Here is a 24,529-nt window from a genome sequence, read left to right on the forward strand (position 1 = left end):
GTAGAGTAAGAGGCAGGGCGTAGTCGAACTATCTCCCTGCCTCTCCTCTCCGAACCGGACGTGCACCTTTCAGCGCATCCGGCTCTCCGCTTAAACGCTGGCGAAGGCCATAGCAACTTCGGGAAAGCGAGAGGTCCACGTGTTTCTGGACTCTGTCCTCAGGTAGGGATTACCCTCTGGAAGACGCCAACGGAATCGCTTTTTCCCGTGACCGACGAGTCGGTACAGGATGGCGCCACTAAATAGCCCCTGATTGGTTTTGCCATACAGCACCCAAGTCTTACTTTGACCTGAAGCCGGGGCTTTGAACCAATGACGCATCAGCGGTTTGAGCCGGGAGCGATATTTGCGGCCCAGCCAATGGGCCAGTTTCCAGAACACGACACCATCGATGTAGCTGAAGACTTTCGCTTTGTAATCGACGAACTGGTAGAACGCCGCCCAGCCTTTCAGCTTTCGGTTGATGGATTCGACCATGTCGATTTTGCTTTCACTATAATTGCCTGACAGCTTGGCGGTTAAAGATGCTGCAAAGTTACGTGCCTTATCCCGGGGGATTGTCGTCACCACCCGCATGTCGCCATAGCGGCTCCGCTTGCGGATGATGCGATGCCCCAGGAACACGAAGCCGTCATTCACATGGGTAATCTTGGTCTTATCCATGTTCAGTGTCAGCTTGAGAGTTCCTTCCAGCATCTCCCGGCATTCTTCTCTAATCGCCTCTGCCTGGGCTTTGGTGCCCTTGACGATAACCACAAAGTCATCGGCATAGCGGCAGTAGGCGACGGCTGGCTTCCATTGTCGGTTCTCTCGGATGGCTGAGCTTCGACCGATTCGGATACTGTGGTTCCAGTACCATCGATCCTTTCGGGCCTTTTTGCCGAGGTAGCGCCTATTCAGGTACTGATCGAACTCATGCAACATGATATTCGATAGCAGTGGCGATATAACACCGCCCTGAGGTACGCCCTCACTTGCTGCCCGGAAAAGACCTGCATCAATATGACCGGCTTTTATGAATCGCCAGAGAAGGTTCAGGAACCGTCGGTCCCTGATTCTGCGACGTACAGCTTTCATCAGAAGCCGGTGATGCACGGTATCAAAGTAGCTGGACAGATCCCCTTCAATGACCCAGCGTCCGCGCGTTTCCTTATTGTCCGTCAGTTGCAGTTTCACTGTACGGATCGCGTGATGAACGCTCCGCTCCGGTCGGAACCCGTAGGAGAGCGTATGGAAGTCGCTCTCCCACATGGGCTCCATCGCCATTAACATGGCCCGTTGAACGATGCGGTCGCGTAGGGTCGGGATACCCAGTGGTCGTTGCTTGCCGTTGGCCTTTGGGATATACACCCTTCGGGCCTGTAACGGCTGGTAAACATCGGAGAGTAAATCACTCCTGATCTGTTGAAGAATAGCCGGCAGCCTGTCCTGCACAGTCAGCTTGATCTCTCCGTCTATCCCGGGCGTGTTTGCCCCTTTGGAAGACAGAGTGACCCGAGCCGCTTCTGCGAGCCAGTCAGGCTGTGCTATCAGGCGCAACAACCTGTCCACCCGGCGGGTGGGGTCGGTTGTTGTCCAGGTCGCTAGCTTGCGTTGCATTTCGCTGATTATCAAAGGTCTTCACCTTGTTTGGTCAGGTAGTTTGCTTGGCAAACACGTTTAAACTGCTCCCCTTCGCCATGTAATGGGCTTTCCCCATCGCGGACTACTACGGGAGCTCCGCCAGTCAACTTGGCATCGGGGTCATGCCCCCTTGGCATCCAATATTGACCTTCCCCGGTTTACCTATCTGGACTCCAGCATGCTGAGGAGGCTGCCCATCGCACTCTTTACCCTTGCTTGCCGCAAGTTGACAGGAAGCAGCAGTCCAATCTGTGATGGATACTGCTGAACCGAAGCCCGAGCTACCAATTTGGACTTCTTCGTTTGGCAGCGCCTATGCGTCATGCTGCCCAACCTTCCCGTACGGCTTATCAGGTCACGTAAGCCGTGGTGACATTTCAACCCACAGAGGCGGATGAATGGGTTCATGTTCTTCAGCCTTTCAGCACTCAGCCTTGAGGATCATCTTGGCTTAGTGACCTCGCCTCAATCCCCGTTGTCAGCGGGTTACATCACCCTGCGGGCATACCGCAGGTCACTGCCGCTCAGGCTCACCACCCTCACAGTGGGTGGGATTGATTGGTTACTTCCTCCTGAATTACCGGTTCAATATTCCAGATAGACTCGTGGTCCATTTGAGCTTCCATGCTCGCCCTGGACTCCGGGCACACTGTAGGTGATGTCACCACACCAGACTTGGTTAGGCCGTTCTACTGCAAACTCCCGGTCCAGATGGTTCGGGATATCTGGTCGTTCAACGGTAGCCTGCTTGTAGGCATGAGGGCCTGGCTGCTTACAGATCAGCCCCAACTCGCTCATCAGTCGTCGAACTTTAAAGCGACCAACGACAACGCCTTCCTCGCGGAGCAAGCCTATGATTGTACGACTGCCGGCAGAGCTGCGGCTCTTGGTAAACAGGCGGTTTACCTGAGCCCTCAGGGCCAGGCGCTCCACATCTACACGGTTCCGCCGTTGGCGGTACTCGTAATAGCTGGAACGACTGATATCAAACGCTTCACAGACCAGTTCAATTGACTCCTGCTCCCCCAACCGGTCTATCAGCGCGTACGATTCATCTCGTCCGACATCAAGAGAGCTGTAGCCTTTTTTAATATTTCTTTCTCTCGCTCCAGGCGATTGCAGCGGGCTTCCAGCTCCTGAATACGTCGCTGCTCCGGGGTTAACGCCTTGCCTTTCGGAGTGACGCCCTTACGCTCGTCCGTCAGTTGTTGAACCCAACGCCGAACAGCGCTTTCACCAATTCCCAGAGACACGCTGGCCTGCGGAATCGTGTAACCTTGATCCAGCACCAGGCTGGCTGCTTCCTGTTTGAACTCAGGAGAAAAAGAACGTCGCTTTCTGGTCATCAGACACCTCGTTTATGGTGGCGATCTTACCACCTACGTTGGTGTCCGGAATCATTGAACCACTACAGGTGGCATCGCGGCGATTGGTCGCGAGCTGCCGTTCTTAGCCTCATTGAGAAGCGCTACAAAGAGTTTTTAGCGACTCATATCTGAACTTTTTTTCCGAATTCAAACTCATTTCAAAGTTTGCACTTATTATCTCGATCTTTTCCTGCCTCGTCATAGGCGCCTTACACCTATGATTTTTGGCTATTAATCGCTTCGGGAGAAAGTCGATGAAGGCAAGCAAGCACTCGCCTCGGGCGTTGCTGTGTTCAGTACTATTGTCCATTCCTCTGTTCGGTCAAGCTGAGACTGTTAATTGGGCGAATTGGCTCACTGGCCAGATAAGCAAGCACCCGGAGGTACTGGCAGCGACAGAGCAGGCGGCAGCGCGGAAAGAGGACGCTGAGGCAAGCGAACAACCGCTGTATAACCCGGAGTTGTCCGTAGGAGCAGACAGAACGGGCAGTGAGAATAACTTTGAGGCAGGGCTGTCACAAACGATCGATTGGTCTGATCAACAGGGCGCATTACAGGAGAAGGCAAAGCTGATCAGGCTGTCTGCGCAAGCTGGCTTGAGCGAAGCAGTTCTGACACAAACGTCTGAATCATTGTTTGCGCTTGTCGAGTGGCGCGCTACTACGCTGTTTGAGGAAATTGCTGAATCCCAACAGCAGCGCCTGGATGCCTTGCTGGACCAGGTTGAACAGCGCCAGCAGGCAGGTGATCTGGGGCGTGCCGACGCAGAGCTTCTGTTTTTAAATCTATCCCGTCAGTTGAGCGAAGTCGCCCAGGCAAAGGCCGCAGTTGATCGGGCAGAAACTCAGGTTAGAGAACGTCTGCCGGACTGGAGGCCTCAGGATGGGGGAATCCCCGAGTATATCTGGTCAGCGCTGGAGTCCCAGATTGGTGAGGCTGATCTGTTGGCACACCCGTCAATTGCAGCCGCTCGAGCCAAGTGGCAGGTGTTGAAAAGTGAGGCAGAGGTTGCGAGACGCAAAGCCACAGCATCGCCGACAGTAGGGCTGAGCGGAGGGCGTGACGGCGGCGAGAACGTGGTTGGCCTGACATTCTCGATCCCTCTGAACGTCCGTAATAACTACAGCGCTGAAATCCGGGCCGCGAATCGACGGGCTCTGGAGGCCGAAGCGCGGTTTCAGGCGCTCTACCGGAAACAACAATATGACCTGGCAGGCGCTCGCGCTTCCTGGAAGCGATACGACAAGCAACTTCGTCGATGGAAAGAACTATCCCAGGGGCGTGTACAGCGAAGTGCCGATTTGCTTGAGAAGCAGTGGCAGGTCGGCGACCTCTCCACCTCTGAGTATCTCCAGGCGTTAGGCCAGCGCGCGGAGAGCCTGAAAACCGGTATTGAACTGGAAAAGCTGGCGCAGCTGGGCCTGATTGAACTCTTGAGCCAGTCTGGCGAACTGATCACCCCCTTCCAATAATATTCTGGAAACTGGATAGTCATCATGAAAAAAACTCTGATTTCAGTATTTGTATTGACGCTGTTTATAGCTCCCCCTTCATTGGTGCAGGCCGAGGAAGATGCGCATAACGAGGCGGGCCATGATCATGCCGCCGGTGGCGACGATCATCGAGAAGGTACCGGTGAAGAGGATGAGCATGAGGGCGGGCATGCTGAAGAACGTGAGCATGAAGAGGAAGAAGGTCATGGCCACGAAGAGGAGAGCGATGGTGGTCATGAAGAATCAACTACCGCAAGCATCAATGCCAAACAGAAAGAGCTCGCCGGCATTGAGGTAGCAACCCTCGAGAGCAAGCGCGTTGACTATGAAATCTACGCTCCCGGTGAGCTGCTGACCAACGGCTATACCAGCTATCACGTGTCCCCCCGGGTTGCCTCGGTGGTGTTGAGACGTCACGTGGAATTGGGTGAGCACGTAACCAAAGGTCAGCAACTGGTAACCCTGTTCAGTGAGACGGTGGCACAGGCGCAGGCTGATTACAGGAAGGCTTTTCCTGAATGGGAGCGAATCAGCGGGCTGGGTCGTTCCGTGGTTGGTGATCAGCGGTTCAATACGGCGAAAGCGAATATTGAAGCGGCGAGGGCGACTCTGCTTGCTTATGGGCTAAACGATGATGACATTGGTGCGTTGAAGGCCAGCGGCGTAGGTAGTCTCGGTGAATACACGCTCAGAGCTCGCGTGGATGGCGCAGTGCTGACCGATGAGTTTGAGCAAGGACAAAGAGTTGAGGCAGGCCAACCGCTGGTGACTCTGGCTAATGAAAGCGAACTTTGGGTAGAGGCTCACCTGCCAGCAAACTCCGACATTGTCCTTAAGCAAGGGGCCGAAGCGGAAGTAAGAGTTGCAGGCCGAGTAGCTGTGGCAACGGTATCCCAGGAAGCTCATACCATTGACGCTGTGACCCGCACGCGAATTGTTCGGTTGGAGCTGGACAATCCGGAAGATCGTTTTCATCCCGGAATGTTTGCAGATGTGTATTTCCTTTTTAAAACCACGGAGCCGGTGCTTGCGGTGCCGGAGAGTGCGTTGATGCGAGGCGCCGATGGCGACTGGACGGTCTATGTGGAAGAGGCTGAAGGGGAGTACGAGCCTGTGGAAGTGGAACTGGGTCGCGCAATTGGCGGACTCCGTGAAATTTCGGGCCTGACTGCAGGCCAACGGATCGTTTCGCGGGGCGCATTTTTTGTGGCCTCTGAAATTGCCAAAGGCGGCTTTGACCCACACAACCACTGATTCCGGGAGCCATTATGTTCAACCGAGTTGTCGACTGGGCGGTTCAGAACCGCCTGTTGGTTCTTATTGCGCTTGCAGTGCTTATCGCCACGGCCGCGTTTCAGATCCCAAAACTGAATCTTGATGCTTTCCCTGACGTTACAAACGTCCAGGTCGCTGTTAATACAGAGGCGCCCGGACTTGCGGCCGAGGAAGTCGAGCAACTGATCACCTATCCCATTGAAGCGGTGATGTATGCGTTGCCGGATGTTGAGGAGGTTCGGTCCATCTCCAAAACCGGGTTGTCTGGTGTCACCGTGGTCTTTAAAGAGGGCACGGATATCTATTTCGCGCGCCAACTGGTGTTCGAGCGGTTGCAGGCCGCGCGGGAGCTGATTCCGGACGGGGTCGGGGTGCCTGAAATGGGCCCGAATACGTCCGGTCTCGGCCAGGTCTACCAGTACTTGCTGATAGCGGACCCGGATTCGGGGTACGACGCAATGGAATTACGCAGCTTGCACGACTGGCTGGTCAAGCTGTTGCTGATACCTGCTGAAGGGGTAACAGAGATTCTGTCGTTTGGCGGAGAGGTCCGCCAGTACCAGGTCAATCTGAACCCGGCGCGAATGCTGTCCTATGACTTATCACAGAACGACGTCATGGACGCCCTGGAGAACACCAACTCCAATGTTGGGGGCTGGTATATGGGCCGTGGACAGGAGCAGTTGGTTATTCGCGGTATGGGCTGGCTGGGTAATGGCGAGCAGGGGCTGGAGCAGATCCGTCAAGTGCCCGTTAAAACCAGTGATGGCATTACAGTGACGGTGAGCGATGTCGCCCAGGTAGCGCTGGGCACTGAAATTCGCCAGGGTGCGGTGACCATGACCCGGAAGGATGAAGACGGTCAGGTTGAACAACTGGGTGAAGTGGTTTCTGGCATTGTACTCAAACGAATGGGGGCCAATACAAAAGCCACCATCGACGGCATCGAGGCCCGCATTGATCGCATAAATCAGGCGCTTCCGAGTGGGGTTCGTTTTGAGCCCTATTACAACCAGGCGGATCTGGTGACCAAGGCCGTAGAGACGGTGACCAATGCACTTCTGTTGGCTTTTGTGTTTATTGCGATCGTGCTTGCCCTGTTTCTGATGAATCTTCGGGCAACAACGCTCGTGCTGCTTTCTATACCGATTTCTATCGGTATTGCGCTGATGATCATGGCCTGGTTCGGTCTCTCGGCCAACTTGATGTCTCTGGGCGGCATTGCTGTGGCAATTGGCATGCTGGTGGACGGCTCTGTTGTTATGGTCGAGAACATGTTCAAACATCTGACGCATCCGGATGCTGAGCATGACGCCCGTCGGGATGAATTGGTGAAAAACGACCCTGACCCATTGGACGCGTCACACGATGACCATGGCATTGCGCTTCGACTGCAGGAGGCAGGCCGGGAAGTGGCGCGACCAATTTTTTTCGCGACGGCGATTATCCTGGTCGTTTTCATGCCTTTATTCAGCTTTGAAGGTGTGGAAGCCAAGCTTTTTCAGCCAATGGCGATCAGCATAATGTTGGCCATCGTGTCCGCTGTGATCGTTGCTCTGGTGGTTGTGCCGGCCTTGGCATCGTTTATGTTTCGCAAGGGTATTCGGGAGCGGGAAAGCTTCGTTTTAAAACCTCTTGAGAAGTTCTACCGCAAGGGCCTTGACTGGTCGCTGAAACACACCAGATCTGTTGTCGGTGCTGCTGCTGTTCTTGTTGTGCTGGCGGCTCTGGTCGTGCCTCGACTCGGCACTGAGTTTGTCCCTGAGCTGGAAGAGGGAACGATCAACCTCCGGGTTACGCTGGCCCCTTCATCAAGCCTTGATACGGCGCTTGAAGTTGCGCCAAAATTGGAAGCCATGTTGATGGAGTTTCCAGAAGTGACTTACGCTCTCTCCCGGGCTGGCCGAGCAGAAATAGGTGGCGACCCGGAGCCCGTTAACAATATAGAGATCTATATTGGCTTAAAACCAACTTCGGAGTGGACCAGCGCCAGTAATCGCTATGAATTGCAGGCCCTGTTTGAGGAGAAGCTCGAACAGCACCCGGGGCTACTGTTTAACTTTTCTCAGCCTATCGCGACTCGGGTTGATGAATTGTTGTCAGGTGTTCGTGCGCAGTTGGCCATCAAGCTCTTTGGCCCGGATCTCAAGGTGCTGGCCGAGAAAGGTCAGCAGATCGAAGCGGCGGTCCGAACTGTTCAGGGGACCCGGGACGTGGCCATGGAGCAGATTGCCGGTGAAGCGCAGTTGGTGGTTCAGCCAGACCGTCAGGCACTTTCCCGGTACGGACTCGCCGTGTCTGATGTGATGAGTGTCGTCCGGGACGGACTGGGTGGTGCCGCCGCGGGCCAGATCATCAACGGAAATGAGCGGTACGATATCTATGTGCGCCTGGCCAAACGTTTCCGGGAAGACCGGGATGCCATTGCCGATTTCAGGTTACAGGCGCCGTCCGGAGCCTGGGTGAGACTCGGTGATGTGGCCGATGTATCTATTGAGTCCGGCCCGCCTCAGGTGCGCCGCGATGACGTTCAGCGCCGTGTGGTCATTCAGTCTAATGTGCAGGGTCGTGACATGGGCAGTGTGGTTGCCGATATTCAGGATACCATCGCGACAGAAGTGAACCTTCCCCCCGGCTATTCGGTGGATATTGGTGGTCAGTTTGAAAACCAGCAACGAGCTCAGAAGCGATTGACCATTGTGGTACCTGTATCTCTGGGCCTGATCGCGCTGTTGCTGTACTTTGCTTTCAGTTCGGTTGGTCAAGCGCTGTTGATTCTGGTCAACGTGCCGCTTGCCGTTATTGGTGGCGTCTTTTCACTCTGGATCTCCGGCCAGTATCTTTCGGTGCCCAGTTCCGTTGGATTTATCACACTGTTTGGTGTGGCGGTGCTTAACGGGGTCGTAATGGTCGAAAGCATCAATCAGCGAATACAGGATGGGTTGAACGTGGATACTGCGGTGTTTGAAGGTGCCGTCTCCCGTTTGCGTCCTGTCTTGATGACAGCAATAACCTCGGCACTCGGTTTGATACCGATGCTATTGTCGACGGGCGTGGGTGCGGAAATCCAGAAGCCATTGGCCAGCGTGATTGTAGGTGGCCTCGTGACTGCGACTTTCCTAACGCTTTTTGTTTTGCCGGCTCTATTCACGCGCTTCTCAAGGTCTAAACTCGATGATATGCAACGGTAGAAGAGAGGTGGAAATACACAGTTTTGATCGCGAGCAGGGGAGGGTAATCCCTCCGTCATAGCGGGGCGGAGGAATTATGGTTGTGCTCTACTCTGGGAAAGGAAGCACAACTGTAATTCTGGCGCCCCCTGTTTCTGAGGGGCCAATGTTCATCCGTCCGAAATTGTCTTCTAGTATTTCGGACACGATGGACAGTCCCAATCCAAATCCAGAAACGGTTTCGTCAAGCCGGGAACCTCTATCCATCACTTTTGAGGCCGCTTCTGGAGTAATCCCAGGGCCGTCGTCTGCAACTTCTATCGTTAGCCCGGAATCGGTCTGGCTTATTGAAACGTCAATCTCAGCCTGACTCCATTTCCCGCCGTTTTCGAGCAGGTTACCGAATAACTCTGATAGGTCCTGACGCTCCATGGGCCAACTGAAGTTATTCGGCAAGGATGTATTAATACGGAAACTCTTATCGGGAAAGATTTTTTCCATGACAGAAATGACGTTGTTCGCTATTTCAATCGGAAAACATGTTTGCCCCATCTGCCTGCCGGAGATATCTGCCTTGCTCATGCGGTAGTTCAAGGACCGGCTTAGATCCTTTAGGTTGGAGGTCATGAACTCTATGTCGTCGCGGGACGGAGGTAATGAACCAGTGTCTGACAAGATTGCGAGATTGGCAGAGATCGAGGTCTTGACCATGTGAGAAAGATCGGAATTGAGGCGGCGGTGGCGGTCAAGGCGACGACTTGCTAGTTCAAGTAGGTTATTGAACTGTTTGATCAGCGGACTGAACTCCTCTGGTGCGTCAGGATTCAAACGAGGTTGTTTGCCAGATTGCAGTCTCCTCATGTCTTCCTTGATGTGTTCGATCGGTTTCAAAGCGAGGTAAGTAGTGGTGCCTACCAGAGCCAAGAGAACAACAAGTAATAATGCGGAGGCAGCCAGCAAGGTCAGGTGAGCCCCACTGGATCGCTCGGCGAGTCCACTTTCCATTTCCAGGATGGTGACTGACGAAAGCGGGCTGTCAATTCCGAAACCTCGTTTCAATCCAAGAAGGCCATCTGCACCTTGGGATATTTCTACAAAGCCCGCCGGCTTTCTTGAAACCATTCGCAACGTTGTTTGATCTATGTTGCTACTGGCAATGATGCTTCCGTCTTTCACTTCGACGACGAGGGCGTGCTCCAGTAGCAATTGGAATCGATCAATCATGCTGCCAATCTCGTCGGGCGTCGGAACTTCGTTTTCAATGATGGTTTGAAAACTCTCCACCTCCTTGTCAAGGCGATGTTTTCTGGACTCGTTCGAAAGCTGCTCTATTACATAAGTGTGCGAGAAAAAAATTAGTAAAAAATACAAGAGGCTGAAAGCGATGCCATATTGGAGGAGAGTTTTTCGGATGCTTTTCTGCGCTGTCATGAAGGTGCTTTTGTCGATTGAGCGGAAGGCTTCAGTTGAAGGCACATAGAGGTGCTCTGATCGGAAAGCATAGTTGGAATCGAAGCGTGCCGCAACGGGTGCGAGCCGGAGCGAGGGACGCTCTGGTCTTCAGATCGGTCTGGCTTGGTCTTATCGTTCTTAGGCATTTGAATAACTTGATTTAGTGTCATCAAATCAAAGCCGACCTAAATGGCTTTTGAGCTTGTGGTAGCCGCTGAAAAAAAACGTTTCATCAGCATATATTTTCAAGTGTGTTTAAAGTTTCGATGTTCTACTAAACACCCAAGGCCATTGAATGTTGCTGGTCTAATTGAAAAAAATGTCGGAGCCGTTTTATGAAGAAAGTATCCATGATTATAGTAGCTTCTTTCGTGGCAAGTGGTGCTTCTATAGCCCACGCAGGAGGGCAAGCGGACAGATACAACGAGGCAAGAAGCTATCCTAATAAGAGCATAGATGAACGTTCCTCCCAGTATCGTGTGGAAGAGAGCGAGACCATCAAAAAACTGAAGGAAGAACATAGATTGATTAAAGAGTTGATTGGGGATCTCTTGGAAAAGCAATAACATTTATCGTTGTTTACTTGGAGCCAGACGGGCAATTACGTGGCTCCAAGATTAATTTAATGGTAGATTTTGTTAATTTTCCCAAAATTGCGAAAGTCGCGCTTTAGTATTGATGAATCTCGTAAGGAAGACAGAGCGCAAAATGTTGGAAAGCTGCATTCTTAACTAAGATATTTTGCAGTATTCATGGCTAATTCAGACCTCCCTCGATTTTTCATAAAACCATATCTAATCTAGAATTACCAAGTTAAAAATAGTTCTATTTTAGTCATCGTTTTTTCAATTCTTGTTCCTATTTGGTGCGCATTATTGATGAGCGCACTATCGACGAGCAATGCAACACTTGAAGCAGAGTGCTTATTGCATTGAATTGTTAAATATTTAATCATTTTTATGAACTGCGGCCCTGATTTGACAATAATTGCTCATAGAATAAGTTTTTTAAAAGGTGGCACAAAACGTGTATGCATTATAGGTGCGTTATTCAATGCGCAAATAACTAAGCTGCCCAAATAGAAGGTAAAAACGATGAAAAGACGTATCTCGACTAAAGATTGTTTGCTAAATGTTGGTTTGCTCGTAACTCTCCAAGCGGTCCCGTTAATTGCCAGCGCAGGTGTTAGTGCTAATTTGGGCATAACAAGCAACTACTTAGTCGACCCTGCAAAACGCCGTTTTCAGATCGCCAGCAATTCACCGGTCTTCGTTGATTCATCCGGCAACGCCAAAATTGACCATAAAATAGCCAGCATCAGTCGTAAATACCGCTCATTTTTATAAGGCCAAAGAAGCTCGGCGAGCTTCCTCAGAACTTTCCTCAGGTTCAGGCCCACGCCGCACAATACCGCGTGTATCTTGTCGCCCGTAAACCCTCTGAGGAAGTTCCGGAACATCAGGCCGTCACTTTTCAGGTGTCCGATGATCGGTTCGATACTGTTTCGCCGGTGTTGCTGATCGGGGTGGGCCTTGCCGCGTCCTCTCCGTTTGCCGGTGATATGAATTTTGGAGAGGAATGTGCCCTCGCTACCACGGTAGCCACGGTCAGCCAGCAGATGCTCCGGCATCTTGCTGGTATGCAGAAGCACTCGTTTGAGCGCCGTATCGACGGTATGCCCATCGTAGGGGTTGCCAGCCAGTGCCTGGCAATCCAACACGAAGCCCTCTTTGGCGGTGGTCACCACGCTGACCTTGGAACCGAACTCATAGCGGGTGCGAGCCTTGCCTTTGGCGATACACACCACCTCCGGTTCGTGCAGGCTGTATAACCGGGGTTTGACGGTGCGGTCGCCGTACTGATTCAGCAATCGCAGTGCCTGGTGGAGCTTGTGGTTCAGACGCTCGGAACGTTGTTCTATCGTGCGCTGATCAACAATGGCCTCACAGACCTTACCCAGATTCCGGTGCATCTGGCGCAGTACCTTGTGCATCCGCTTGAACTGCCGGGCATGAGCGTAGCGGCCCACCTGCCAGACCATGCCGGGTAACCCCTTGCAGAAGGTCTGGCGGAACTTGATGCCTTCACCCTTGGCCAGGGCCGCCAGTTGGCGATGGCAACGACCCGCCAAGCGGGCGTCGCTGGGATAGGCAATCGCCTTGGGCATGACGGTGGTGTCGATGACGGCAACCTTGAGGCTTTCCGGGCCGATGATGCCAGTATCCTGGCCCAGGGCAATGCTCATTTTCAGAAGCTCACAAGCACCGTTTTCGCCGATGCGATGCCGGAACCGCATCATGGTGGTTTCGTCCATGGGCAGGCGGTGCTGGAAGATCACCTCGCCGCAGAAGTGTTGCCAGTAGGGGTTCTCTACCCAGCGATCCAGCACATCACGATCGGACAGCGCGTACATGTGCTTGAGCAACTGTAAGCCCACGTGTAACCGGATGGGCAGCCCTGGACGCCCGGCTTGCACCGCATACAACTGGCCGAAGTGCTGTTCGCAGGCAGACCAGTCGATACGCTTTCCCAGCTGCACCAACTCGTGTCGGGTATTGAGGATGTCTTCGAGGTAGGTTTCCAACAGATCTCGCTGTGGTGCCTGGCGCTTATCCCGTGGAATCATGGCGTTTTCTTCCGGTTTTTGGGCGAAACGGAGAGATTTATGGTGGAAATTATACCCTGAAATCAGGCCAACTTATTGCCTTGATTCAGGTTTTTACTTTTGCAGGGCCGACTACTTATTTCGCGGTGTGACACAAACAGATGGCTCAACGGCGACGCAAGGCGGGCTTGACTACGAACATGCGTCGGGGCTTTATGTTGGCGGCTGGGGCTCCAATGTGGATTTCGGCGATGGGACGAGCTACGAGCTTGATCTTTATGCTGGCTTCTCCGGTGTAATTGAGGATATCGGTTACGATGTTGGCTACATTTATTACTCTTACCCTGATGCTCCTGAATCTATTGATTTTGGCGAAATATACGGAGAGTTGAGTTACAGCATTGTATCTATAGGTGTTGCTTACACAGCAAACAGCGACGTAAGCGGCGAAGGGCTGTTCGTTCCAGGCGATATCTATTATTACGCATCAGTTGATGTGCCACTGGAAGACGATTTCAGCACAGGTGTTTTGATTGGCTATTATGATTTCACTGATGATGGCAAGGCGTCTATTGGCGAGGCGAGCTACGGACATGCAGCTGTTAACGTCACCAAAGATGCGGGAAGCTTTGGAGCTTTTAGTGTTAATCTGGAGTACGCTGATATCGATTCAAGTAACGCACTTGGTTCGGTCAGTTCGGACGACCCGAAGTTTTGGCTGGGCTGGACTAAGTCTTTTTAATCTATTTGGTATTTTTCACCGAAATGGTTAATCGTTGAGAAAGCTGGCCCGGTTTGTGGGCCAGCGCATTTATCTGGCGAGCCCTGGTCCTTGAGGAAAATGGTTAAATCACAGTAAAATCATTTAAGCTTCAACCCTTTTTTGAAGAGAATCTCTTGCAAAGTAATATCCTTGTCCTCTCAATGTTTTTATTCGTTTTTTTCCGAGTATCTTTCTGAGCCTGGCTATGTAGACTTGAACGACATTTCTGGTTGGGCACCTTTCGATATTATAGAGTGCTTCAACAAGTTCGTCCTGTGAGAAAACTCTGTCAGGAGAGCGAAGAAAGCATTGTAAAAGGCGGTACTCCGTTGCGGTTAGTCTGAACTCTTTATGATCGGGAGTTGTTAGGGTTCTATAGGTTGCATTAAGTAGAAAACCATCCACGATGATCTTATCAGTTGCTCGCCCGTCTTTTCTTCGTATTATGGCGCTAAGTCGAGCTTTTAGTTCATCGAATTCGAAGGGTTTTGGAAGATAATCGTCTGCCCCGGCATTCAAGCCCTCAACTCTCTCTGTCCAGTTGGAGCGGGCAGTTAAAATAAGAATAGCTTCATCTCTGCCACTGCTTCTCCATTTTTGCATCAAAGAAAGCCCGTTCTCGTCGGGCAGTCCTATATCCAGAATGATCGCCTGATAACTGCTTGTCTCTACGAAGAAATTTGCCTCTTTTCCGTTTTGGGCAACATCTACAGTAAAGTTTTCCTTCGCAAGCCAAACGGAGATTTTTTCTGCGAGTACCGCGTTGTCTTCGACAATTAGAACCTTCATCTATAAGCGCCGTCTCTGGATGTTGGAAAATTGTGGCTGTCGCCCTTCTCGAGAGCAAATCAAAATTAGCTAAGAGACCGGACTTCAAGCGACCCGCTATAACAACAGACGAAGCTGAATCTAGCTTGAAAAAGGCATTACGGTGAGGAAAGTTTTCTATACAAACACTATCCACATGTGATCGCTTAACCACATACCAGGTGGCCGGGTCAACGATTGATCACCGGGACCGCCCTGGGAAGGTCAACTATCACGGACAACCCACTTTTCGGAGCAGGTGAGAAGTTGAGGGTTCCACTGTAGCGTTCGACAATTTCTCGAACAATCGCCAGCCCAAGGCCATGGCCTGGGGTCTGCTCGTCCAGCCGCAACCCCCGTCGACCCAGATTGCCGATTTCAGCGTCCGCGACGCCGAGCCCATCGTCTGTTACGCCGATCTGCAGATTTCCGGAGTGTTGAACGAGTGACAGCTCCACGCATCGTTCCGACCATTTGCCTGCATTGTCCAGAAGGTTGCCCATGATTTCATTCAGGTCGTGCTCCTCGATCGGCCAGCGGGCGTCCTCCGGCAGGGAGCTCGACAGTTCAAAGGACTTTTCCGGGTATAGTCGCCCCAGCATCCAGACTAGATCCCGTGCCTGTTTCAGAGGGTAAGCGCTTTTCCCAACCTGTGGCCCTGCAAAGCGACTTCGGCGCATCTCGGCTTCAAGCTGTTTGTCGATGTCATTGAGTCTCGCGGTCATCTGAAGGCGGAGATCGTTGGAGAGCGGACGACTGGTGTCCTCAAGAATCTGCCGGACGGCCGCAATGGGGGTTTTGACGCTGTGAGACAGATTCGCCAGCGCATCCCTTGATCGTTCCAGGCGTTGATCCAGCGAGTCGAGCAATTGGTTGAGCTGCTGGACCAGCGGTCGAAATTCCTCAGGTGCTTGGACATGAATCCGCGAGACCTTGCCATCCTGAAGTCGCTTCAGCGTGGCCTTCAGTTCGACGACAGGGCGCATGGACAGATTGATACCGAACCAGATCACAACGACCAACAGCAGAATCAGCAGAATAGAGACGATGGCCGTCCACCCGTGCAACTCTGCCTGGCTGCGTTTCAGTGCGCCAAGATCCTCGGACACGATCACTACAATCGGCGTATCGCCGATCCGGAACGACTTTCGGTACGCAAGAATGCTCTTTGGGCCTTCGACGGTGTCCGCATCCCGAACACGAACGGTCCCATCCTTTGCTGATTCTATTAACGACGTTAACACCGGTGCCCAGGAATCCGGGGAAATGATCGTTCTGGACGGAGAATGTATGGCGAAGGCGTGGTGAAAGACTTCCTGAAAATAGTCACCAGTCTGGAGACTGTCCAATTGACCGCCAGAATCACGAATCTGATGCTCCAGAAAGGCGACCTCATCCTTGAGACGTGTCTCGACGAATTCCCGGGACATCCGGTCCAGTAAGAGGCCGTGAACCAGCCATGCAAGCCCCATTAGCGCAATGCCCGCTGGCAGTAGCAATAAAAGCAAGGTGCCTGGGCGCGCAAAGATCTGTCGCCGAAATGTCAGAAGCCAAAGTGGAGGGCTCAGATACTTGGGCCGACCCGGTCATCAAGTATGGCATTGCGCCTGAAACTCTAGAGGGACCTAATACAGTTGGGCATCGCTTTGAGGTAAGCCAGCAGCTGCCCTGGCCGGATCATCTGTCGGCGTCTCGCAAGGCAGCGGAGGCCGGAATGCTTGCCGCCCAGCAGGAGACTCAGTGGCTAATAAGGCAGCTGACAGCTCGCGTTAAGGAGGCGTATGCATATTGGTGGTATACCAATGAAGCGATCAATCTCCATCATGAGACACGCGCTTTGGTAGAGCAACTGGCCACCGTAACGGAACAGAGGCTTGACTATGGCATCGGCTCGCAAAGTGAAATGCTCAGGGTCAAAACGGAGTTGGACACTCTAGATGCCAGACTAGTAGAGCTGCAAGCGGAAAAGGCCGGGCTAGCCAGCGACCTGATTCCTCTGCTTGGGCGTCGTCCGACGGGGGCCAGTTTGCAACTGACGGAGGCATCTGAAACGCTTCTGTTCGCCGATGGACAGTTGGAACCAGATCATCCGCTGATTCGGGCAGCCGAGGCAAGGGAAGCCGAGGCGCGCGCGCGGCTGGATGTTGCCGAAGTCGATCGTAGACCTACGTTCACAGCTAATGCCGGCTATAACAGCCTGTGGGCTGACGAGAGAAAACGTTGGGTCGTCGGCATTGGCGTTCGGATTCCATTTAGTGGGCAGCGCCAGCACAGCGCCGTTCGAAAGGCGACTGCCGAAGCCTCACAAAAACGATGGCTGGCCACTCAGGCTCAGCGGGAATGGCGGGCTTCGATCGCTAAACTGAGGGCAAGCGTTGAGGCCGGCCATGGTCGCCTGAACATCCTCAACGAGCGACACTTGCCAAACCAGCGCGCGCACTGGGAAGCCAGTCTGAACGAGCTGGCCAGTGGCACTGGCAGACTGGAGGACGCAATAAATAGCGCAAGACAGCTTACTGGGGTCAAACTCCGTCGAGCTGGGGTGATCCGTGATCTATATAGTGCCTCGGCCGGATACGAAGCCCTGATACCGGTGCGTACTATCAATGCGTTAAATTAAAGAGGTAATTCAATGGTCAAGTCTTCGGGCATTTTGGATAGCACCAGAAAGTTCCATTCCAAATGCCCGAAGACTCGAAAAAACCACTTGGACCAAAACTCATGAACCTTCCTGAATGTTCGCTTTGCGACCTTTACGAACGATTTTAGGCTTTAGGAAAATTTTCCCCATGCCGAGTTCGAACAGCCACCACCCAAGATATGTTTGGCAACCCCCAGTCGTCCTACGATATTTAGCGCGATTCCAGAATCTTGAAGCGTTACAATGAGGACAAAATTACCCGAAAAATAGCAAAAAGTGTCACTTTTACAATTCCACGTAAAAACAGACGCTTAAGCAAAAGTTACATGTTACTATAGGACTAAAGAGATGACGGACCAGAAAAAACCTGATCAGGCCACAAGCTCCGAAAAACCTTGGGGTGGGCGCTTCAGCGAACCTACAGACGCATTTGTGGAGCGCTTTACCGCATCTGTAGGGTTTGATCAGCGCCTGTACCACCACGACATCACCGGCTCTATTGCTCACGCGACCATGCTCTCTGAAGTTGGCGTGCTCACTGTGGAGGAGCGCGACAGTATAATTGACGGCCTGAATGGGGTGAAAGAAGACATTGAAGCAGGGCGCTTCGAGTGGTCAGTAAGCCTTGAAGACGTGCACATGAATATAGAAGCCCAGCTGACTAAGCGTATTGGCATCACCGGTAAAAAGCTGCACACCGGGCGCAGTCGGAACGATCAGGTAGCTACGGACATCCGCCTTTACCTGCGCGATGAAATCGATGTGATTGCGGAGGAGCTCCGTCGTTTGCAAACAGGGCTGTTGGATCTGGCGGAGCGTGAAGCCGATACCATCATGCCCGGCTTTACCCACCTTCAAACAGCTCAGCCGGTAACCTTCGGGCACCATCTGCTGGCTTGGTATGAAATGCTCGTGCGTGATGCTGAGCGTTTGCAAGATTGCCGCAAGCGGGTGAACGTGATGCCTCTGGGCGCGGCAGCTTTGGCTGGCACCACTTACCCCATTGACCGGGCCATGACCGCTCGCCTGCTTGGCTTTGACCGGCCTACGGAAAACTCTCTCGATTCCGTCAGCGACAGGGATTTCGCCATCGAGTTTTGCAGCTTTGCGGCCCTGCTGATGACCCATCTCTCGCGCTTCAGCGAAGAGCTGGTGCTGTGGGCATCTGCTCAGTTTGACTTCATTGACTTGCCGGATCGCTTTTGTACTGGGTCTTCCATTATGCCGCAGAAGAAGAATCCGGATGTTCCGGAGCTTGTTCGTGGTAAGACCGGCCGGGTGAACGGCCATCTGATCAGCTTGCTTACTCTGATGAAAAGCCAGCCACTGGCCTACAACAAGGATAATCAGGAAGACAAGGAACCCTTGTTCGATACCGTGGATACCGTTAAGGGTTGCTTGAAGGCCTACGCAGACATGGTTCCGGCCATTCGCGCCAAGGCTGATAACATGCGCGTGGCGGCCAAACGCGGCTTCTCTACGGCGACGGATTTGGCTGATTATCTGGTTAAGAAGGGTATGCCTTTCCGCGATGCCCACGAAGTTGTCGGCAAGGCTGTGGCTTTCGGTGTGGATGAAGCGCGAGACCTTTCTGATATGACGCTGGAAGAGCTGAAACGCTTCTCCGACATAATAGGGGAGGATGTGTTTGATGTGCTGACGCTGGAAGGTTCTGTTCAGGCCCGTGATCATCTGGGCGGCACTGCGCCGAATCAGGTACGGGCAGCTGTTGCGCGCGCGCGTAAGCTGTAAGGCAGATTTCTTGAGTCTAACTAACCCCTGTGCTTATAGGGCTCTAAGCATAGGGTTAGCCGCCAATCCGTCCCGTGGAAAGATCTACAGCCACGGGCTTTAGCTCTGCGAGAGGTTTGGGCGGGCCAATTCTAAAACCCTGACCGTAGTGAATGCCTAGAGTGCGGACCTTCCGGAGAATCTCGTCGTTTTCTATATAAGTCGCCACCGTTATTTTCCCCGCCTCTTGAGCGATCCGCTGCAGAGCTTCCACCATTATTTGTTGAACGGGATCGTTTCCAAGCCGGAGCATTAGGCTACGATCGAGTTTGATAACGTCTACCGGCAACCTCGCTGCAAGGCTGAAGCTTTCCACCGAGGCGCCCGCACCGTCTAGAGCTATACGGCAACCAATCCGGTGTAGGTCGTCGCAGAGAACGGCCACCTCATCAGGGTATTGGGTGGCGTGGGCTTCGCGGATTTCAAAGCAGAAACTTTCAGTCGGGTAGTTTGTAACCCTGACTACAGACTCTACGAACTCCGCAAACGTGTCATCCAGAACGCTGGCAAGAGACAGGTTGAACCCGCAGTATTTGAGTCTGGGTTCCAGCAGTCGGTGGTCGTCCAGCCAGCTGAGCGTTTGCAGAATCACTTGCCTGTCCAGCCGCTTTGCTAGATCAAACCGCTCCGCTGCCGGAAGAAACTGGTCCGGTTGCAGTCGTTGATCCTGCTTGTGGTAGCCGGGGATGCGGCAGAGAATTTCTATGTGGTCACCCCAAGTAACACTGGCAACCGGCCTGAGTGACTGAAATTCAAGAACCAGCGATTGCTTCTCCAGCGCATTGCGTATCTGGTCGACGTATTCATTGCTGTCGTTGTTGTCTGAAAGGCGAGACGCGTGGGCGGTGTGAACTCGGTTGCGTCCCGATGTTTTCGCATCGTGGCATAGGTCTGCCGCTTGACCGAGTAGTTGTTCTGGGTCGGCAGGTGTTTTTTTGCCCATAATGAGCAAGCCGCCACTGGCGGTGGTTTGCAGTTGATGGCCCTGCCACTCGAAAACAAAGTTCTGGATGACGTTTAGAGTGTCGTCTGCGAGCTTACGGGCGTCAGATTCTGTACAGTTTTCAATGAGCAACGCGAAGGTGTCACCGGAAAGCCGCGCCACAGTATCTTGTGGCCGGCTGCGAACATCGAGGGTGCCAGCTAATTCCCTTAGGTAGCGGTCGCAAGCGCCGTGGCCAGCAATACTATTGAAATGCCCAAATGCATCCAGGTTCAAATATAAAAGACTTGTGTCGCTGGCCCTGTCTTCTTTCTGCTCCAGACTGCGCTGGAGGCGGGCGATGAACTCTCTCCGGTTTGTTAATCCGGTTATCGGGTCGTGCCGATAACGGTACTCGCTGTCACCGGAGTTGCTGGCGCGGTTGCTGATGTTACTGGCCACAACGACTGCGCCCGTGGTTTCGCCTTTGTCGGCATCCTTGCGGGTATTACGGCTTCCCGCTGGATGATCCGTCAAGCGCTGGTAATGGAACTCGTACACCGGCCACTCACCGCTTTGTTGGGTGATGGGCATGTCGACAACGAAGCTATCTTGTTCGAAAGCCCTGCGCCAAAGCCGTTCTGCCAAATGCCGCTCATTGGGGTGCTTTTTCAATAACTGGCTCAGGTTGTCGCCAACTCTGGGAGTAACGCCGTAGATGCTGGCAAATAGCCGAGCATAAGGCATGTTGAAGTGCAGCAGGTTCAGGTTTTTATCCACCGCTGCTATCAGCCCGGGGCTTGCCGCGGTAGTGGCGCTTAGGATTTTCTCAGCCCTGATACGGGCTTGGTCCTGTTGCATTTCGCCTGTGCGATCAATCAGGGTTCCACCCATTTTCCTTACTTTACCACCAACTTTGAGAGCGCGGCTGCTCAGGGTGGCACGGATCTTTTTTTCTTTGGCGGTAATCAGGTTTAAATCAATGGTGAAGGGCGCGCCGGTATGCGCACATCGGCGGAACAAAGCCCGAACGCGGTCCTGACCATTTGGACAATAAAATAGGGCCTGTTCAGGCGTAATGCCTGTGCCTGGCTTTAGCTCAAGCAACCGGTATAAACCCTCTGTCCAAATAATTTGGTTGCTGGCGATGTCCAGCTCCCAGATACCGAAGCCTGCAGCGCTCTCTGCGTAACGAAGCAGGCGGGGATCTATGGCAGAGCTTGCCTCTTGGGTAATGCGGGCGCTGGCCGCTTCGTCTGAATCGCGCATACTGACACGCAATGAGAGGCTGGCCGTGTAGAAAAAGCCTTCTTTGTGGCGGAAGGTGACCATCACGGTTTGCCCGCTCTCTAAGCGATGCCGGTTCACGGGCGCGAAAGGGTCATCCTCTCTCGACGCTAATATTTTATGAGCTGCAACGCCTTGTAGCTCGCTGGCGTTGTACCCCAGTACTACCTCAGCATTATTGTCAGCGAATAGCACCTTACCTTCGTCGTCGACACGTAACAGGGTCTGATGATCGGAACCGGTGGATGTGTCGGCACGATAACGCTGTATGACAAACTCTTTCACTGGGCGGGGCCTCGGATGCTCTTAAGTGGACTTCGCTTTTGTTTTTCTGATGGTTTTGCAACGATGAGTTCATCATACTAATAAATAAACCGGAAAGAACCTCTCTCCCGGAGCTACCTTGACTGCCTATGCCAAACCAATAACCCTAGATTTTGATGAGGGTATTGACCGCAAAACCCTGCGCCGTCTGCGGGACAGGTTTCTTATGGTTAACCGCCAGCGTTGGCAGCGAGCCCACTCATCGCTTACTTACAGGCAGCAGGTGGTACTCGAAATTCTGCCTCTGGTATTTCATACAAACCACCCAGCATTGCCCGGCTATCTGGATGTTGATTGCCCCTATGGCCTGAACCACTATCAACCAGACGCCGCGACTATTGGCGCAGCGCGGCGTTTAGCACGAACTTTCAGCCTTCGGGACGAGGGCAAACGTCGGCCCGATTTGCAATCGCTGTTCCTCATGGGTAGCCCCGGCACTCTGGGCCATTCAGTCGCCAGTGATCTGGATGTTTGGTTGTGCCATCGCGATGACCTCCCAGAACCGGGTATTCGTAATCTTGAGCGCAAGGCACAGAAGCTGACGGAGTGGGCGTCGTCTTTTGGTATCGAGCTGCATGTGTTTGTCTTTTCTGCTGCCGATTGGCGCGAAGGGCGGCAGCGTGCAGAGATAAGCGGCGAGAGCTGCGGTAGTGCCCAGCACTACCTCTTATTGGACGAGTTTTATCGTACCAGCATACATTTAGCCGGTTGTTACCCCCTTTGGTGGTTGATCCCCTCAGAACAGGAGCCGAACTATCGGGGCTGTGTAAACCGGCTGGTGGATTATCGTTTTATAAGGGGCGACGAATACATCGATTTTGGTGCCGTGCCGCTTATACCCCCCACTGAATTTCTCGGTGCGGGAGTGTGGCAACTCTATAAGGGAATTGACGCGCCCTGGAAGTCGATTCTGAAACTGTTGTTGATTGAATGCTATGCCCAAACACAAGAGCTACCGGTGTTGTCTCGTGCTTTCAAGCAGGCAGTATTCAGCGGTATCACCGATGTGGATGTGTTGGACCCCTACGTGATGTTGTACCAGCGCCTTGAACACTGGTTAACCGAGACCGGAGCGGATGCCCGGCTGGATTTGGTCCGTCGCAGCTTGTACATCAAAGCAGGGTTGCCGCTCACTCGTATAGAGGGTGCGGGTGAGCAGGGGGCAGAAGTTTGGAGAGTCGGGTTACTACAGAGCCTGATAAACAGTTGGGGGTGGCAGAAAAAGCAGATTGAAGTGCTGGATAACCGACAGCGTTGGCGGGCGGAAGAAGTTGCATCCCTGCGCCGGGCGATGGTGTCCGAACTAACACACAGCTATCGACTGCTTTCGAAAATGGCTCGCGATGACGATGAGCAGTCAGCGATTAGTGCTAACGATCTCAACCTTCTTGGTCGAAAACTCTACGCTGCTTTTCAGCGGAAAGCCGGGAAGATTGAGCAGGTTAACCCTGGGTTGGCACCGTCGTTGGCCGAGGAAAATCTTGCTTTTCACTATCAATCGGAACAGGGCGAGGCAGGGTCGGGGTGGCTGCTGTACCGTGATTTAGAAGACCCTTTGGATGCCTTCTGGCAAACGGTAATAAGGCGTTCCGGTAATCTCGCAGAACTGGTGGCGTGGTGCTATCTCAACGGTTTGCTGACTCGTTCAACCCGCCTCAATGTTCGTGCTGGGCAGGGCATTGCCTCTGTTAGTGAGTTGCGTGAAATGCTGGATGCGCTCGCAAGCTTTGTGCCTTTTCCTGTTGCGCCAGCAGCGCGCGAAGCTCTGGCCCGTGGCGTTCGCCCGCTGCGTAACCTTCTACTGATCAACGTGGGTGTTGATCCGCAGGCTCATCTTACAGAGTTGGGGCTGCACAAATTGAGTGCCCGGCACGATTCTCTGGGCTTTAGTGGTGGGCGAGAGAATCTGGTTGTTACCATCGATCAAATTACACTCAATAGCTGGCATGAGGTTAGTCTTCAGCATTACGCTTCCGGAGACACGTTAATACAGTGTTTGAAGAATGTGCTTGCCTCAGTGGCATTGGCGCCCCACAACATTCCCGACATTAGCGTGCATAGCCACAATCGAGGACATGGCGGCGCCATCGCGCGCAGAGTGCGTGAGCTGTTTGCCGATGTGCTGCGCCAGTTTTTTGCGGGCGGTACCGGGCCGCACCCCTTGCGTTATGTTATTGAGATGGATCGCCGGTACTTCATATTGGAGTTCAGTGGCTCAGAACCCAGTTTTATGGTGCTTGAAAGCTTGTCCGCACTGATGGATTGCCTCGCCCAGCCACGGGATATCTATCTGCCCATTGTTTTTGATCGCCATGCGGTGCTAGATCAACCGGCGCTACGGGCGGCCTGCCAAGCCAGTGAGCCGGACAGTATTCAGGTTTTTTATGTTATTCGCAGAGGGCAGGTTCAGATTCGGGTGATTGATGAGCGCGGCTCATTGTTCAGTTGGAATGAGCGGGTCACCAGTCGCCGCCATTTTATGACACCCTTGCTGCGCTTTTTGGAAAACTTGGTGGAGCGGCGCACGCTGCGCACCAGCGAAGTGCCCGTTGCTCTGGCTGGAGTGCGTTGCTACGAACTGGTTTTAAATAACGGGCTTTGGCGGCCGGAATATCGACCGCAACCGGATATCGGGGGGCCGCTGGCGGGCTTTGAAGTGCAAGCCGTCGGCATTCAGGAAGGTGATAGCCGTGTTCGCTTTGATCTGTACTGCGCAGAGCAGGAATTTACTGTGCTCCAGTACGGCGACCAGCTCATTCGGGCGGTTGCCCACTACATACATTCGCTGCGCCAGAGTGGTGATCGCTATCCAATCCACTTAACGGACGTGCACTTGCCTCACGATTTGGATCCAAGGGTATATCAGCGCGACATACAGACCAGTCAATACCTCTATTACCGCGCTTTTCTGGAGGATGCCTTAAACCGTGAATTTGGCACGTTTCAATAGCCTGTCGTTCTCGCGGTGCAGGGTGAGGGTCAGGTATACTTTCACCATTACCAACTCTG

General features: G+C 53.1%; 14 protein-coding genes and 1 pseudogene. 8 read left to right on the forward strand and 7 right to left on the reverse strand.

The genetic code is table 11. From position 1 onward, the window contains the following. Positions 1 to 90 precede the first annotated feature (90 nt). Entirely contained in the window at positions 91 to 1,614 is a 1,524-nt protein-coding gene (gene ltrA / locus MWU62_RS14715) for a group II intron reverse transcriptase/maturase (protein WP_099616115.1), read from the reverse strand. 660 nt (positions 1,615 to 2,274) lie between these two features. Beyond that, a pseudogene (locus tag MWU62_RS14720) lies at positions 2,275 to 2,969 on the reverse strand (IS3 family transposase); the annotation flags it as partial. Between the two features lie 275 nt (positions 2,970 to 3,244). Between MWU62_RS14720 and MWU62_RS14725 the strand changes: the two are divergent. The 3 genes from MWU62_RS14725 to MWU62_RS14735 are packed head-to-tail and all read left to right on the forward strand — an operon-like array spanning position 3,245 to position 8,949. Beyond that, a complete protein-coding gene (locus tag MWU62_RS14725; protein ID WP_099612676.1) occupies positions 3,245 to 4,462 on the forward strand; it encodes a TolC family protein in 1,218 nt (405 codons plus the stop codon). Between the two features lie 24 nt (positions 4,463 to 4,486). Then, entirely contained in the window at positions 4,487 to 5,737 is a 1,251-nt protein-coding gene (locus MWU62_RS14730; protein WP_004581709.1) for an efflux RND transporter periplasmic adaptor subunit, read from the forward strand. 14 nt (positions 5,738 to 5,751) lie between these two features. Beyond that, the gene (locus tag MWU62_RS14735; protein WP_247115607.1) at positions 5,752 to 8,949 is read left to right on the forward strand and encodes a CusA/CzcA family heavy metal efflux RND transporter; all 3,198 of its coding nucleotides are present in this window, start codon (positions 5,752 to 5,754) and stop codon (positions 8,947 to 8,949) included. Positions 8,950 to 9,036: 87 nt separating this feature from the next. Here MWU62_RS14735 and MWU62_RS14740 read toward each other — a convergent pair whose 3' ends face one another. Then, on the reverse strand, positions 9,037 to 10,404 hold the full coding sequence (locus MWU62_RS14740; protein WP_227508341.1) for an ATP-binding protein: 1,368 nt from the start codon (positions 10,402 to 10,404) through the stop codon (positions 9,037 to 9,039). A 311-nt stretch (positions 10,405 to 10,715) separates the two neighbouring features. Between MWU62_RS14740 and MWU62_RS14745 the strand changes: the two genes are divergently transcribed. Further along, entirely contained in the window at positions 10,716 to 10,946 is a 231-nt protein-coding gene (locus MWU62_RS14745; RefSeq protein WP_004581712.1) for a hypothetical protein, read from the forward strand. A 677-nt stretch (positions 10,947 to 11,623) separates the two neighbouring features. Here the strand turns inward: MWU62_RS14745 and MWU62_RS14750 are convergent. Beyond that, positions 11,624 to 13,006, reverse strand: coding sequence for an IS5-like element ISHsp1 family transposase (locus MWU62_RS14750; protein WP_247115608.1), 1,383 nt, complete (start codon positions 13,004 to 13,006; stop codon positions 11,624 to 11,626). On the opposite strand from MWU62_RS14750, the gene MWU62_RS14755 reads away from it, so the two are divergent. Further along, complete coding sequence (locus MWU62_RS14755) at positions 13,005 to 13,727, forward strand: TorF family putative porin (RefSeq protein WP_247115609.1); 723 nt, start codon at positions 13,005 to 13,007, stop codon at positions 13,725 to 13,727. The genes MWU62_RS14750 and MWU62_RS14755 overlap by 2 nt on opposite strands. 123 nt (positions 13,728 to 13,850) lie before the next feature. Here MWU62_RS14755 and MWU62_RS14760 read toward each other — a convergent pair whose 3' ends face one another. Both MWU62_RS14760 and MWU62_RS14765 read right to left on the reverse strand, forming a co-directional pair. After that, positions 13,851 to 14,537, reverse strand: coding sequence for a response regulator transcription factor (locus MWU62_RS14760; RefSeq protein ID WP_004581714.1), 687 nt, complete (start codon positions 14,535 to 14,537; stop codon positions 13,851 to 13,853). A gap of 209 nt (positions 14,538 to 14,746) precedes the next feature. Continuing rightward, positions 14,747 to 16,027, reverse strand: a complete 1,281-nt coding sequence (locus MWU62_RS14765; RefSeq protein ID WP_226595800.1) for a sensor histidine kinase — start codon at positions 16,025 to 16,027, stop codon at positions 14,747 to 14,749. Between the two features lie 68 nt (positions 16,028 to 16,095). Between MWU62_RS14765 and MWU62_RS14770 the strand changes: the two genes are divergently transcribed. Beyond that, positions 16,096 to 17,175 carry a TolC family protein gene (locus tag MWU62_RS14770; RefSeq protein ID WP_133005111.1) on the forward strand — a complete coding sequence of 360 codons (1,080 nt, stop codon included), beginning with the start codon at positions 16,096 to 16,098 and terminating at the stop codon, positions 17,173 to 17,175. Between the two features lie 369 nt (positions 17,176 to 17,544). Next, complete coding sequence (gene argH / locus MWU62_RS14775) at positions 17,545 to 18,948, forward strand: argininosuccinate lyase (RefSeq protein ID WP_247115610.1); 1,404 nt, start codon at positions 17,545 to 17,547, stop codon at positions 18,946 to 18,948. A gap of 55 nt (positions 18,949 to 19,003) precedes the next feature. Here argH and MWU62_RS19000 read toward each other — a convergent pair whose 3' ends face one another. After that, complete coding sequence (locus tag MWU62_RS19000; RefSeq protein WP_247115611.1) at positions 19,004 to 21,481, reverse strand: EAL domain-containing protein; 2,478 nt, start codon at positions 21,479 to 21,481, stop codon at positions 19,004 to 19,006. 118 nt (positions 21,482 to 21,599) lie between these two features. On the opposite strand from MWU62_RS19000, the gene MWU62_RS14785 reads away from it, so the two are divergent. Further along, positions 21,600 to 24,470 (forward strand): class I adenylate cyclase, encoded by a 2,871-nt coding sequence (locus MWU62_RS14785; RefSeq protein ID WP_247115612.1) that lies wholly within the window; start codon positions 21,600 to 21,602, stop codon positions 24,468 to 24,470. The last annotated feature ends 59 nt before the right edge of the window (positions 24,471 to 24,529 follow it).

The organism is Marinobacter sp. S6332 (assembly GCF_023016045.1).
GTDB lineage: Bacteria > Pseudomonadota > Gammaproteobacteria > Pseudomonadales > Oleiphilaceae > Marinobacter.